This is a genomic window from Methylobacterium sp. 174MFSha1.1, from assembly GCF_900116815.1.
Taxonomy (GTDB): Bacteria; Pseudomonadota; Alphaproteobacteria; order Rhizobiales; family Beijerinckiaceae; genus Methylobacterium.
This window is the reverse complement of the sequence record NZ_FPCB01000038.1, coordinates 16840-30384: the sequence shown is the minus strand read 5'-3', so window position 1 is coordinate 30384 and position 13545 is coordinate 16840. Positions and strand designations below refer to the sequence as shown.

Sequence of the window (13545 nt, the reverse complement as noted above, 5' to 3'; positions counted from 1 at the left end):
GCTACGCGGCCCCGGAATGACCCGGTGGATAGGATATCTGTAGAGGCTGATCGAACAAGGCTCCGAGTAGCGACTAGCATCCGTCCCGGGCATCGTGCCCGCGCACCCGTCCCGGCAACGCGCAGGCACGATTGCCGCGTTAGCGGATGCCGCCGCTCGCCGTGATCACCTCGCCGGTCAGCCAGCGCGCGTCGTCGGAGGCGAGGAACGCGACCACGCCGGCGATGTCGTCGGGCTGGCCGGCGCGGCCGAGCGGCGTCTGTGCGACGAGGCCGGCTTCCATGTCGGACCCGACGACCCCGGCCGTATGCGTGCCCTCGGTCACCACGAAGCCCGGGCTGACCACGTTCACGCGGATCTTGCGGGGCGCCAGCTCGTTGGCGAGCACACCCGAGACGGCGTTCACCGCCCCCTTGGTGCCCGCATAGACCGCGGCCGCCGGCGTATGCACGTGCGTGATCGCCGAGGAGATGTTCACGATGCTGCCGCCCTCGCCGAGATGCTTGACGGCCGCCTGCGTCGTCAGCAGGACGCCGAGCACGTTGGTGTCGAACTGGCGGCGGTAATGCTCCTCGGTCACCTCCTCGATCGCCGCGAATTCGTACACGCCGGAATTGTTGACCAGCACGTCGAGCCGGCCGAACTGCGCCACGGCCGCCTCGATCAGGCCCTGCGCCCCGGACGCCTTGCTCACGTCGCCCTGAACGGCGACGGCCCGGCCGCCGGCCGACGTGATGGCCGCGACGACGGCGTCGGCGCCCGCCCGGCTCGACGCGTAGTTCACCACCACGGCGGCGCCCTCCCGCGCCAGGGCCCTGGCGATGCCGGCACCGATGCCCTTCGACGCGCCGGTGACGACGGCGACCTTACCCTCAAGCTTCGGCATGTGTGCTACTCTTCGGTGATGGGCCGGCTCCGGGATGGAGGGTTGGTCCCATAGTTCGGAACTTCGGAACTATGGGACCGGAGTTCAAGACCCCATATGGACGGATCATGAGACCCCTGTTCCACCCCGCCATCGAGGACGTGCGGCCGGAGGCGATCCTGCACGCCCTCGCCGACCCGAACCGCGCCGCCATCTTCGCCAGGATCATGCGGGCGGGCTGCGTCGAGGCCTGCTCGGCCCTGTCGGCCCTCGGGGACCGGGTGATCCCGAAATCCTCGTTGTCCAACCACTTCAAGGTGCTGCGCGAAGCCGGGCTGATCCGCAGCGAGCGCCACGGCGTCGAGGTGCGCAACCATTCCCGCTGGGCCGAGGTGGAAGCCCGGTTTCCCGGCCTGCTCGTCGGGATCATCAACGCCTACGCGTCGCAGGGCGGCCCGGATTCGCGCGAAGCGGAGACGGCCGGTCCGCGCTAGGGGCTGCCATCGGAACCCGCCGTCAGACATGCGCCGATCTGCGGCAACGGCCGGGCAGGGCCGGGGGCCGTCATCCGTCCTCGGGCTCCGGTCGGACCGATGAGCCTCGCGCTCCTGCCGGCCCCCGTCGAGAACGGACACGCCGCGCGAGAGTGCCGGATAAGAATCGTATCGCACCCTTCACCGATTGCAGAAAAAATACTTCCAAATCTCGCCATCCACCCAGAACATCATTTCAGTTGACGCCCGACGGCGACAAGATCAGATTTTATTATCCAGAGATATGACCGCCTCTTCGAGATGACAGCTCGGAGCGACGGGCGCAATTCGCGAGAGGAAGGCCGACGTTCATGTTCCCGTGCCACCCGTCCCGGCGGCCCCGCACCGGCGCCGCCCGGGCATGACGGCCCAGCCACGCCGGTTCAGGCCCGCGGACCGAGATCCGGTCGCGCTCGCAAGGGCCCTCGCCCCCGCCCTCGCCCCCCTCGCCGCCGCCGACGACCGCGAGGGGCGGTTCGCCCATGCGAGCCTCGCGGCGATCCGGGAGGCGGGCCTCGCCGCCCTGACGGTGCCGGAGAGCCGGGGCGGCCTCGGTGCCGGGCTCGCCGTCGCCAGCGCCGTCATCGGGACGCTGGCCGAGGCCGATCCGGCGGCGAGCCTCGTCCTGGCGATGCAGGCCGTCCACCACGCGAGCCTCGCCCGCGCCGGGTGGCCCGACAACGTCGCGGCGCGGCTGCAGCAGGCGGCGATCCGCGAGGGCGCCTTCGTCAACGCGCTGCGGGTCGAACCCGCCCTCGGCTCGCCCGCCCGCGGCGGCCTGCCGGAGACGGTGGCGCGGCGGGTGCCGGGGGGCTGGCGGATCACCGGCCGCAAGATCTACTCGACCGGTGCGCCGATCCTCGCCTTCGGGCTGGTCTGGGCCCGCACCGACGAGGCCGAGCCCCGCACCGGGTTCGTGGTCGTGCCGATGGAGGCGCCGGGCGTGCGGATCGAGGAGACCTGGGACCATCTCGGCCTGCGGGCGAGCGGCAGCCACGACGTCGTCCTCGACGGGGTCCTGGTGCCGGAGGACCATGCCGTCGACTGGCGCCCGCCCGCCGCCTGGGCCGCCCCCGACGCGACGACGCTCGCCTGGAACACCGCGTTGCTCGCCAGCCTCTACGACGGCGTGGCGCGAGCGGCGCAAGCCTGGCTCCGCGCCCATCTCAATGAGCGGGCGCCGGCCAATCTCGGGGCGTCGCTGGCGAGCCTGCCGAGATTCCAGGAAGCCGTCGGCGAGGGCGAGCGCCTGCTCGCCGTCAACCGCAGGCTCCTGCGCAGCGCCGCCGCCGAGACCGATGCGGGCTCGCCGCCCTCGGCCACCGAGAGCGGGCTCGTCAAGCTCACCGTCACCGAGAACGCGATCCAGGTGGTGCAGGGCGCGGTCGCCCTCGTGGGCAATCCCGGCCTCTCGCGAAACAACCCGCTCGAACGCCACCTGCGCGACGTGCTCTGCGCGCGCATCCACACGCCCCAGGGCGACGCGGTCCGGCTGGCCGCCGGGCGCGCGGCGCTCACCGCCCGACAGGAGAATTCGTGATGCAGGACGTGCACTTCATCGGCTTCGTCGCGGCCCAGTACGGGTCGGAGATCCACGCGCCCACCGGGCCGGTCGTCGACCGCGCCTATCTGCGGGCCTCGGCGCAGGCGCACGAGCATGGCGGCTTCGACCGGGTGCTGATCGCCTTCCACTCGACCGCGCCCGACAGTTTCGCGCTCGCGCACTACGTCGCCTCGGTCACCGAGCGGATCGGCCTGATGATCGCGCACCGGCCGGGCTTCCAGGCGCCGACCGTGGCGGCGCGCCAGCTCGCCACCCTCGACCAGCTCACCGACGGGCGCGCCGGCGTCCACATCATCACCGGCGGCAACGACGCTGAGCTGGCGCAGGACGGCGACGCCCTGACCAAGGACGAGCGCTACGCCCGCACCAGCGAGTATCTCGATATCGTCAAGGCGTCCTGGACCCGCGCGAGCCCGTTCGACTACGAGGGACGCCACTACCGCGTCGCCAAGGGCTTTTCTGCGGTCAAGCCGGTGCAGCAGCCGCACCTGCCGGTCTATTTCGGCGGCTCGTCGGAGGCCGCGATCGCGGTGGCGGGGAAGCACGCCGACGTCTACGCCCTGTGGGGCGAGACCCAGGCGCAGGTGCGCGAGACGATCGCCCGGGTGCGTGCCGCCGCCCGGGCCCACGGGCGCGAAGACAAGATCCGCTTCAGCCTGTCGTTCCGGCCGATCCTGGCCGCGACCGAGGAGGCCGCCTGGGCCCGGGCGGAGGAAATTCTGCGACGTACCAAGGCCCTGCGCGCGGCCCGCGGCCTCGGCCCCGCGGCCGTGCCGCAGAACGAGGGCTCGCGCCGCCTGCTCGCGGCGGCCGCGAAGGGCGACCGGCTCGACGGCCGGCTCTACACGGCGATCGCCGCCGAGACCGGGGCGCAGGGCAATTCCACGGCCCTCGTCGGCACGCCCGAGCAGGTCGCGGAGGCACTGCACGAGTACCACGCGCTCGGCGTCACGACCTTCCTGATCCGCGGCTTCGATCCGCTGGAGGACGCAGTGCAGTACGGCCGCGAGCTGATCCCGGCCTTCCGGCGCCTCGCCGCGTCGTCCCGCCGTCCGGCCGCCGCGTGAGAACCTGTTTGAGTGGGCCGACCGTCCTGAAACCCTCGATGTCATCCCGGGGCCGCGCAGCGGAACCCGGGATCCATAACCGCTGACGGTGCAGGATGAAGCGGAACGCTGCCCGCCCTGTCAGGCTGCGTCGGCGGTTATGGATCCCGGGTTCTCGTCTTCGACGAGCCCCGGGATGACGTCGAGAGATGTCGGCCTGTATGCAGATCGATCGGCGCAACCGCTCAAACAAACTCCGAGCTCAAAGACTTCGTTTTGTCGCAGATTTCTGCCGCAAAACAGTTTCCCACTCTTGCGAAGCCTGCCCATCATGCGCCCGATCCTCGCTCTCCTCGCCCTTCTCCTCGCCGCCCTCCCCGCCCGGGCCGAGACAATCCTGCGCGTCGGCGACCAGAAGGGCGGCTCGCGCGCCCTGATGGAGGCGGCGGGCGTCCTCGACGGCCTGGCCTACCGGCTCGAATGGCGCGAATTCCCGGCCGCCGCGCCGCTGCTCGAAGCGCTCAATGCCGGGGCGATCGATACCGGCATCGCCGGCGACGCGCCGTTCACCTTCGCGGCCGCGGCCGGCGCGCCGGTCAAGGCGATCTTCGCCATCCGCCAGGACCAAGCCGGCCTCGCCGTGCTGGTACCGCCGGATTCACCGGTGAAGACGTTTGCGGATCTCAAGGGCAAGCGCATTGCCACCGGCCGCGGCTCGATCGGCCACCAGCTCGTCCTCGCCCAAGCCGAGGCCGCCGGCTGGGCACCGGGCGACGTTGCGCCGACCTTCCTCCTGCCCGCCGACGCCCAGATGGCCCTGACCTCAGGCTCCGTCGACGCCTGGTCGACCTGGGAGCCCTACACCTCGCAGCTCGAGATCTCAGGCAGAGCCCGCATCGTCGCCGACGGACGCGGGCTCACCCCGGGCCTGAGCTTCCAGGTCGCCCGCGACGACGCCATCGCGGGGAAGCGCGCGGCCCTGGAGGATTTCGTGCGGCGGCTCGCCCAGGCGCGGGTCTGGGGCACGGCGAAGCCCGAGGCCTTCGCCAAAAGATGGTCGGCCCTGATCGGCCTGCCGGAAGCGGTGCCGCTGGCGTGGTTCCGCCGAGCCGACATCCGCCCGGTTCCGATCGACGACGCGGTGATCGCCGACGAGCAGCGCGTCGCCGACCTCTATCACCGGGCCGGGCTGATCCCGCAGCGGCTCGCGGCGGGGAGCGTGTTCGACGCCTCGTTCAACGACGCCGCCCGGGCCGGGGCCGCGGCGGCGACGCAGTAAGCCAAGCGACGTAGGCCGTCAGCCGTAGCGCCGCGCCGCCTCCACCGTCAGCCCGAGGCCGACCGAGCCGAAGGTGTCGCCCTCGACCACCCGGGCCTCCGGCGCCGCCGCCAGGATGGCGGCGCGCACCGGCGCGAGGCGGGTCGAGCCGCCGGTGAGGAACAGGGCGTCGATGGCGGACGGCGCCACGCCGGCGTCGCGCAGGCAGCGCGCGATGCAGGCGCCGATGCGCCGGGCGAGGTCGGCCGAGTGCCGGGCGAGGTCCGGGCGGTCGATCTCGGCGGTGAGGCCCGGCTCGACCCAGCCGAGGGGCAGGCCGACCCGCTCCACCTCCGACAGGGCGATCTTGGCGTCCTCGACCTCCATCGCCAGGGTGTGGCCGCGCTCGGCCTCGATCACCGCGGCGAGGCGGTCGATCAGCTCGGGGCGGGCCACGTCACGGCGAAGAGAGCGCAGCTCGCGCAGGGTCTTGCCGTCGTAGAGCCGGTTGATCTGCGACCAGGTGGCGAGATCGTGAAAATAGGCCGAGGGCACGTCGAGGCCGGGGCGGCGCATCGGGCTGCCCAGCCCCAAGAGCGGCATCACCTCGCCGACGCTGAGGGTGCGGTCGAAATCGGTGCCGCCGATCCGCACGCCGTCATTGGCCAGGATGTCGCCGGCGCGCTCCACCGCCCGGTGGCGCTCGGGGCTCAAGCGCACCACCGAGAAGTCCGAGGTGCCGCCGCCGATATCGGCGATCAGCGCCACCTCCTCGCGGTCGAGCCCGCGCTCGTAGTCGAGCGCCGCGGCGATCGGCTCGTACTGGAACGACACCTCGGTGAAGCCGACCTCCCGGGCGATGCCGGCGAGCGCGTCCTCGGCCCGGCGGTCGCCCTCGGGGTCGCCGTCGACGAAGTGGACCGGGCGGCCGTGGACCACCTGCGTCAGGGGCCCGCCGGCCTGATCCTCCGCCCGCGCCTTCACGGCGCTCAGATAGCGGGCGATCACCGTCCGGAACGACAGCCGCCGGCGCCCGACCGGGGTGGTCTCGTCGAGGAGCGAGGAGCCGAGCACCGATTTCAGGCTGCGCATCAGCCGCCCGGGATCGCCCTCGACATAGGCGGTCACGGCGGCCCGGCCGACCGCCTCGTCGCCGACCGGCGGGAAGAAGATCGCGCTCGGAATCGTGACCGCCTCGCCCTCCAACCGCGCCAGCGCGAGCCCGCCGGCCCCGGTCAGGCCGAGGGTGGTGTTCGAGGTGCCGAAATCGAGGCCGCAGGCCGCCATGCCGAATCTCTGCCGGTGCCGAGAGGGAGGGCGCGCGACCTAGCGGGTTCCGCCGCCGCGGTCCAGCCCGCCCGGGCCGGTCCGGATGCGGATGTCCGCGTCTGTCGCTGCGGAACAATGCGCCGTTTCGGCGGTTCGTCAGACCTGAGCAGTCGTTGAACTGCAAGAGACGAGGAGCTTCCCATGAGCAGCACCACCGACAAGATCAAGGGCCTCGCCAACGAGGCTGTCGGCAACATCAAGCAGGGCATCGGCAGTGCCACCGGCAACGAGAAGCTGCAGGCCGAGGGCAAGGCCCAGGAACTGAAGGGCGAGGCCCAGAAGACCACCGGCGACGTCAAGGACGGCATCAAGAATGCCGCCGACACGGTGAAGAGCAAGCTCTGATCTCGGTGCGGGCCGGCCTCGCGCCGGCCCGACATCTTGGACGATCGGGCCGGTTTCTCGCGACGCGCGGGAGGCCGGCCCTTCGTTTTTCCGCGACCGCTCGTCACCCGGAACGCAAGGAGACCACGATGAACAGGGACCAGTTCGAGGGCGGCGTGCGCCACCTCAAGGGCCGCGGCCAGACCGCGATCGGCGCCGTCACGGGCCGCGTCCGGCCGCAGGCGGAGGGCGCGTTCAACCAGGTCGTCGGCGGCGCCCAGTACGCCTATGGCCGCGGCCGCGAGGTCGCCGAGGACCTGTCGCATGACGGCAGGGCGCTCGCCGGCGAGATCGAGAAGCGCGGCCGCCATGCCTATGCGCGCGGCCGCGAGGTCTACGGCGAGGCGCGTCACCGCGGCGGCAAGGCCCTGCGCCGCGCCGAATCGCACCCGACCGAGACGCTGCTCGCCGTCGCCGGCCTCGCCTTCGCGGCCGGCTGGCTGCTGAAGGGCCGCCACTGAGGCGGAGCGCACCGCCGCAATCGTGCGGCGGCCGGGTGTTGCCGGCGTGCCGCAGCGGTCACGCGGCGGCCGGGTTGTTGCACTGCATCGAAGGGAGGCGGGGTTCGGTCTCGCCTCCGGGTCGCTTATGGTCTAGCTTGGCCTCAACCCCGCGCCAGCCGAACGACCCGATGACCCAGAGCCAACCCCCCGGCCTTCCGAAGACCGCCCCGGCCCTGCCCCCATCGGTGCAGGAGCACCTGGGCGAGCGGCTGCGTGCGCATTACGCGGCGGTCGAGGTGGAGGCGGCGCCCGCCGCCTTCGCGGATCTGCTCAGCCGGCTGGACTTGGCACTGGCCACCCTCGGCGCGCCGAAGCAGGACCGTTTCCGCGAGGACCTGCTCGCGGCGGCGCCGGCCCTGCGCCGCTTCGCCCTGACGCTCACCGCCAACCCGGCCCGGGCCGACGACCTGGTGCAGGACACGATGCTGAAGGCCTGGCAGAACCGCGACCGGTTCGAGGCCGGCACCAATCTCAGCGCCTGGCTGTTCACGATCATGCGCAACGCCTTCTACTCGGAGCACCGCAAGCGCTCGCGCGAGGTCGAGGACGGCGAGGGCACCTACTCGGCCCGCCTCACCTCCGCCCCGAACCAGGGCGACCGCCTCGACGTGCAGGACCTCCAGGCCGCGCTCAACAAGCTGGTGGCCGAGCAGCGCGAGGCCCTGATGCTGGTCGCGGTCGGCGACCTGTCCTACGAGGATGCCGCGGTGCTGATGCAGTGCAAGGTCGGCACGGTGAAGAGCCGGGTCTGCCGCGCCCGCGACAAGCTGGCCGAACTCCTGGGCTATTCCGGCGGCGAGCTCGGGGCCGACCGGCTCACCCGCTCGGTGATGGGGCATGCCGGCACGATGGCGCTCGACAGCTGATCCGCCCGCGCGGTCCGCGCCGACCGTCACGATCTCCCGCAGGGCCGAGCGAGCTGGATTTTCGGGCGGGCCCCGCCCGGAGCGACTGGCCGGACACCGGACGATGGGCCGGGCTTCACCTCGGACATCTCGGCACTGCGTCCTGAAAACCGGCCCTCCGGCACGCCGGACCGCCCTGCTGCGCGGCGCCGTCGAATGATCGTCGCCCGCGGCTGGGCCACCCCGCGACGAGGGGGAGATCGGGGACAAGTCCGTAATACCCCGGCGAGCCCGGATGATCGGGGCACAACGCCTGCGCAGGCTCCCGGGTCGGCCGGAGAGCGTATCGAACCCTCGCGGGCCCAGGCGTGCCGCCCTCCTCACTTAGAGTAAGTCAAGGAGGCGCTCCGTAGCGGCATGACACTGTACCGCCGTGGAGGTCGGCCATGCATCGCGAATGATAGCGGTCGATCATATCGCACCCGACGGACTGGGAATGATCAATATTCTCCCGCTGGATAAATCATCTCGATGCCTCTCATCTTTTTCAGTCGAGATAGCGAGAGCCGATCGACTATAAATTATCTGGGGAAAATTTCTATCTGACCCAAGGTTGTCAGGCCGACAAAAATTCTCTTGACGAAAGAAAATAGAGCAATATCTTCCATAAAACCTAGAATTCACCCACCTGAGACACCGTCAAGCTTTGCCGACTCCGCAGCAAATATAGTGCGGGAGAGTATCATGAGTGGTGCGACATCATGGATTCGGCTGATAGGGATAGGTCGGATTCGTTCTCATAATGTCAGAAACAGGACAGACACGGCCCTGACGCACCGTTAGACCAAGCGTGGCCTCGCTCCGGATGCGGGGAGGCGCGTTGCACCAGTACCGCGGATTTCTCGCCACTTCCGGGCACCACCGCCCTCCGTCCGGGTTCCACGGCGGGCCCCCGTTTTTCCGGAGACGACGACGTTGAATGCGCCGGACGAGTCGCAGTCCCCCGAGACCGGTCTTTTCGAAGGCAACCTCCTGCTCGAAGCCCTGGATACGGGTGACCGTACCCTGCTGGCGCCGTATCTCGAACGCGGGCAGCGGATCCGCGGCACGGTCCTGTTCCGCGCCGGCGAGGACGTCTCGCACGTCACCTTTCCGCTGAACCAGACCACCGTGACCCTGGTCTCGCGGATGCGCGACGGGCGGATGGTCGAGACCGCGACGGTGGGGCACGAGGGCGCGGTCGGCGGCGTGGTCAGCCACGGCTACCTGCCGGCCTTCAGCGAGGCGGTGGTGCAGGTCACGGGCGAGGTGCTGCGCCTCGATGCCGAGCAGCTGACCCGGGCGCGGGCGGCCTCCCCGACCCTGCGCGACCTGTTCGTCCGCTACGCCGATTGCCTGCTCGCCCAGGTCCTGCAATCGGTGGCCTGCAACGCCGTCCACCCGATCGAGGAGCGCTGCCTGCGCTGGCTCCTGACCTTTCAGGACCGGCTCGGCACACCGGTCCTGCCGGTGACCCAGGAGATCCTCGCCGAGATGCTCGGCGTGCGCCGCACCTACCTCACCGGCGTGCTCGGGGCGCTGCAGCGCCGCGGCCTGATCGCGGTGCGCCGCGGCCAGATCACCATCCTGGACCGGGCCCAGGCCGAGCACGCGTCCTGCGAGTGCTACGGCAAGGTCCGGAGCCATTACCGCTCCGTGCTCGGGGCGGTCTACGCCGAGGGCGGCGGCTTCGTGGCGGTCGACCCGACGCAGCGGCACGAGTGACCGGGTTCAGGTGACCGGGCTCAGGCCAGAAGTTCAAGCCAGGAGCTTGAGCCCCAGGATTCCGGCCACGATCAGGCCGATGCAGGCGAGCCGCGCCGCCGTGGCGGGCTCGCCGAACAGCGCGATGCCGAGGAGCGCCGTGCCGACCGTGCCGATGCCGGTCCAGACGGCGTAGGCGGTGCCGACCGGCAGCGTGCGCAAAGCCATCCCGAGCAGGACGACGCTCGCCACCATGCTCAGCCCGGTGAGGAGCGAGGGCAGCGGGCGGGTGAAGCCGTCGGTGTATTTGAGGCCGATCGCCCAGCCGATCTCGAACAGGCCGGCGACGAGCAGAAGAATCCAGGCCAAGGAGTGCCCCCGTTCACGGGCAGGGCCGTCCCTGCGGATGTCGGTCTCCCTCGCGGAGGGGCGGCCGGGTCGTCTCGGCCCCGCAGGAAGTGGGCCTCGCCCGGCCGGCGGCAACCGGCCGGGGACGGCGCGCGCGCCCGGCCGCAACGCTGCCATGCGGCGCTTGCGGTTTGACAGGGGGCCACATCTCCTGGACCATCCATATCACGGACAGAACGTCCACGATATGGACATCGGGAGGATGCCATGAATGCCGACCCCTCGGCGCAGGACCCCGCCGCCGGGCTCGACGCCGCCACCTTGCGGCGCATGCCCTACCAGAAGCCGCAGCCGGCCGAGATCCGGCCCGACCTCGTGGTGGCGCCGGCGATCCCCGAGGACGACCGGATCTGGGTGCCGCAGGCCGACAGCGTGTGGTTCCGGCCGCTCTGCCTGAACGTCTCGGCGGGCTACTGGATGAACCTGCTCAAGGTGCGCAAGGCCGGCATCCTCAGCCGCCACCGCCATCCCGGCCCGGTCCACGCCTTCGTGCTCAAGGGCAGCTGGCGCTACCTCGAGCACGACTGGGTCGCGAGCGAGGGCGCCTACGCCTTCGAGCCGCCGGGCGAGACCCACACCCTGGTCGTCGACGAGGGCGTGGAGGAGATGATCACCTACTTCCAGGTCAACGGCTGCATGTACTACGTCGACCCCTGGGGCCGGCATACCGGCTACGAGGACGTGTTCACCAAGATCGACCTGTGCCGGGCGCATTACGAGGCGGTCGGCCTGGGGGCGGACTACGTCGATCAGTTCATCCGCTGAGGCGGATTCCGCCTCAGACTTCTACCGATCGGCTCGACGGGATTGATACGCCCCTCGTCGGTCCGGGTCCGCGAAGCGGAACCCGGAGCGACGCGGTGGGTGTCGGCCTCGTCGTCAAGATCTAACAAACATCCCCATAAGCAAAACCGGGAGGACCGGCACGCGATGTCGTCCGGCACAGCAACGACCACCAGGTCACCCACCCCACCGCTCGCCAAATCCCCGCGCCTGCGTCGCATCCAGTGGATCGCCGTCGCCTTCCTGACCGCGGCGGGGATCATCAACTACGTCGACCGCTCGGCGCTCTCGATCGCCAACACGGCGATCCGCGACGAGATGGCCCTCTCCCCCGCCCAGATGGGCTGGCTGCTCTCGGCCTTTTCGCTGGCCTACGCGTTCTCGCAATTGCCGGTCGGCGCGCTGCTCGACCGGATCGGCTCGCGGATCATGCTCGGCGCCGGCATGTTCTTCTGGTCGCTGGCCCAGCTCGTCTCGGGCTTCGTCGCCAATTTCCAGCAATTCGTGATCGCCCGCGCGGTGCTGGGCCTCGGCGAGGCGCCGCAATTTCCCGCCGGCGCCAAGACGGTGAGCGAGTGGTTCTCGGTGCGCGAGCGCGGCACGCCGACCGGCATCTTCGTCGCCTCGTCCTGCATCGGGCCCTGCATCGCCCCGCCGCTCCTCACCGCGATGATGCTGTCGCTCGGCTGGCGCTGGATGTTCGTCGTCACCGGCCTCGTCGGCATCGTCGTCGCGGTCGGCTGGTATCTCGTCTACCGCAACCGCGCCGAGGTGGCGCTGACGCGGGACGAGGTCGCCCATCTCGACGAGGGCGCGGCCCCCGAGCCGCCGGCCCGGCGCATGACCTTCTCGGAGTGGCGCGGGCTGTTCGCCCACGCCACGACCTGGGGCATGATCCTCGGCTTCATGGGCGTCATCTACATGGTCTGGCTCTACCTGACCTGGCTGCCCTCCTACCTCGAGCACGAGCGGGGGCTGAGCGTCGCCCGCACCGGCTGGGTGGTGGCGATCCCCTACGTGTTCGGTACGCTCGGCATGCTCTGCGCCGGCCAAGCCGCCGACCGGCTGCTCGCGCGCGGCGCCGGCATCGTCGCCAGCCGCAAGTGGCCGGTCTGCGTCGGGCTGCTGGGCGGCGGCGCCTTCACGGTGCCGGCGGCCTACACCCCGAGCGTGACGCTGGCGGTGGTCTACATATGCCTGGCGATGTTCTTCATCAACATGGCGAGCGGGGCCGCCTGGATGATGGTGAGCGTCGCGGTGCCGAAGCGCCAGGTCGCCTCGCTCGGCAGCATCCAGAATTTCGGCGGCTACTTCGCCGGGTCGTTCGCGCCGGTGATCACCGGCTACATCGTCCAGGGCACCGGCTCATACGTCAACGCGCTGCTCGCCGCCGCCGCGGTCGCGGTGCTGGCGGCGGCCGCCTACATCGTCCTGGTGCGCAAGCCGCTCGAAGGCAGCGAGACCCTGATCCCGACGGAGCGCACGGCATGACCTTCCTCCCCGACCTCCTCGCCGGGCGCACCGCCCTCGTCACCGGTGCCACCTCCGGCATCGGCGCCGGCATCGCCGAGGCCCTGGCCCGCCTCGGCGCCCGGGTGCACGCGGCCGGCATCGACGCGGCGGCCTGCGCGATCCCCGACGGCCTCGCGCTCACCGCTCACGAGCTCGACGTCACCGACGGGGCGGCCGTCGCCGCCCTCGTCGCGTCGTGCGACCGGCTCGACATCGTGGTCAATTGCGCCGGCATCATCCGGCGCGGCGACGAGCACCGGCCCGAGGTGTTCGAGGAGGTGCTGGCGGTGAACCTCACCGGCACGATGCGGGTCTGCGGCGCCGCGCGCGGCAGGCTGGCGGAGACCGGCGGCAGCATCGTCAACACCGCCTCGATGCTGTCGTTCTTCGGCGGCGGCCTGGTGCCGGCCTACAGCGCCAGCAAGGGCGGCGTGGCGCAGCTGACGAAGTCGCTCGCCATCGCCTACGCGCCGGACGGCATCCGGGTGAACGCGGTGGCGCCGGGCTGGATCGCCACCCCGCTGACGCGGGCGCTCCAGGACGATCCCGCCCGGGCGGGGCCGATCCTGGCGCGCACGCCCCTCGGCCGCTGGGGCACGCCGTCCGACGTGGCCGAAGCGGTGACCTTCCTGGTGAGCCCCGCCGCCGCCTTCATGACCGGGGTGGTGCTGCCGGTCGATGGCGGCTACCTCATTACGTAAGAGCTGGATCGTTCGCGTCGATCGATCCGGCACCATGATCGGCATGTCTCGACGTCATCCCGGGGCTCGAC

Annotated in this window: 14 protein-coding genes; 11 read left to right on the top strand and 3 right to left on the bottom strand. The window is 71.0% G+C overall.

Features of this window, described 5'->3' with window-relative positions:
* Positions 1–139: 139 nt before the first annotated feature.
* Positions 140–886: a glucose 1-dehydrogenase gene (locus BM430_RS27190; RefSeq protein WP_093570365.1), complete on the bottom strand. Its 747-nt coding sequence runs from the start codon at positions 884–886 to the stop codon at positions 140–142.
* A 107-nt stretch (positions 887–993) separates the two neighbouring features.
* Between BM430_RS27190 and BM430_RS27185 the strand changes: the two genes are divergently transcribed.
* The 4 genes from BM430_RS27185 to BM430_RS27170 all read left to right on the top strand — a co-directional run bounded on the left by BM430_RS27185 (position 994) and on the right by BM430_RS27170 (position 5287).
* The gene (locus BM430_RS27185) at positions 994–1359 is read left to right on the top strand and encodes an ArsR/SmtB family transcription factor (RefSeq protein ID WP_093570364.1); all 366 of its coding nucleotides are present in this window, start codon (positions 994–996) and stop codon (positions 1357–1359) included.
* Between the two features lie 400 nt (positions 1360–1759).
* Positions 1760–2938, top strand: a complete 1179-nt coding sequence (locus BM430_RS27180; RefSeq protein WP_093570397.1) for an acyl-CoA dehydrogenase family protein — start codon at positions 1760–1762, stop codon at positions 2936–2938.
* Positions 2938–4029: an LLM class flavin-dependent oxidoreductase gene (locus tag BM430_RS27175; protein WP_093570363.1), complete on the top strand. Its 1092-nt coding sequence runs from the start codon at positions 2938–2940 to the stop codon at positions 4027–4029. The genes BM430_RS27180 and BM430_RS27175 overlap by 1 nt, the downstream gene beginning before the upstream one ends.
* Before the next feature lie 310 nt (positions 4030–4339).
* Complete coding sequence (locus BM430_RS27170; RefSeq protein ID WP_093570362.1) at positions 4340–5287, top strand: ABC transporter substrate-binding protein; 948 nt, start codon at positions 4340–4342, stop codon at positions 5285–5287.
* 18 nt (positions 5288–5305) lie between these two features.
* Here the strand turns inward: BM430_RS27170 and BM430_RS27165 are convergent, their stop codons facing one another.
* Positions 5306–6553 carry an Hsp70 family protein gene (locus BM430_RS27165; protein ID WP_093570361.1) on the bottom strand — a complete coding sequence of 416 codons (1248 nt, stop codon included), beginning with the start codon at positions 6551–6553 and terminating at the stop codon, positions 5306–5308.
* A 183-nt stretch (positions 6554–6736) separates the two neighbouring features.
* Between BM430_RS27165 and BM430_RS27160 the strand changes: the two genes are divergently transcribed.
* From BM430_RS27160 to BM430_RS27145, 4 genes are all read left to right on the top strand, one after another.
* A complete protein-coding gene (locus BM430_RS27160; RefSeq protein WP_048451122.1) occupies positions 6737–6940 on the top strand; it encodes a CsbD family protein in 204 nt (67 codons plus the stop codon).
* A gap of 128 nt (positions 6941–7068) precedes the next feature.
* Positions 7069–7440, top strand: coding sequence for a CsbD family protein (locus tag BM430_RS27155; protein ID WP_093570360.1), 372 nt, complete (start codon positions 7069–7071; stop codon positions 7438–7440).
* Between the two features lie 170 nt (positions 7441–7610).
* The gene (locus tag BM430_RS27150) at positions 7611–8348 is read left to right on the top strand and encodes a NepR family anti-sigma factor (RefSeq protein WP_093570359.1); all 738 of its coding nucleotides are present in this window, start codon (positions 7611–7613) and stop codon (positions 8346–8348) included.
* Between the two features lie 954 nt (positions 8349–9302).
* Entirely contained in the window at positions 9303–10091 is a 789-nt protein-coding gene (locus tag BM430_RS27145; protein WP_093570358.1) for a Crp/Fnr family transcriptional regulator, read from the top strand.
* Between the two features lie 33 nt (positions 10092–10124).
* Here the strand turns inward: BM430_RS27145 and sugE are convergent, their stop codons facing one another.
* The gene (gene sugE, locus BM430_RS27140; RefSeq protein WP_093570357.1) at positions 10125–10439 is read right to left on the bottom strand and encodes a quaternary ammonium compound efflux SMR transporter SugE; all 315 of its coding nucleotides are present in this window, start codon (positions 10437–10439) and stop codon (positions 10125–10127) included.
* Between the two features lie 246 nt (positions 10440–10685).
* On the opposite strand from sugE, the gene BM430_RS27135 reads away from it, so the two are divergent.
* The 3 genes from BM430_RS27135 (at position 10686) to BM430_RS27125 (ending at position 13474) form a co-directional block, all read left to right on the top strand.
* Positions 10686–11243 (top strand): 2,4'-dihydroxyacetophenone dioxygenase family protein, encoded by a 558-nt coding sequence (locus BM430_RS27135; RefSeq protein WP_093570356.1) that lies wholly within the window; start codon positions 10686–10688, stop codon positions 11241–11243.
* A gap of 165 nt (positions 11244–11408) precedes the next feature.
* Positions 11409–12752 (top strand): MFS transporter, encoded by a 1344-nt coding sequence (locus tag BM430_RS27130; RefSeq protein ID WP_093570355.1) that lies wholly within the window; start codon positions 11409–11411, stop codon positions 12750–12752.
* Entirely contained in the window at positions 12749–13474 is a 726-nt protein-coding gene (locus tag BM430_RS27125) for an SDR family NAD(P)-dependent oxidoreductase (RefSeq protein ID WP_093570354.1), read from the top strand. Before BM430_RS27130 ends, BM430_RS27125 begins: the two co-directional genes overlap by 4 nt.
* Positions 13475–13545 lie beyond the last annotated feature (71 nt).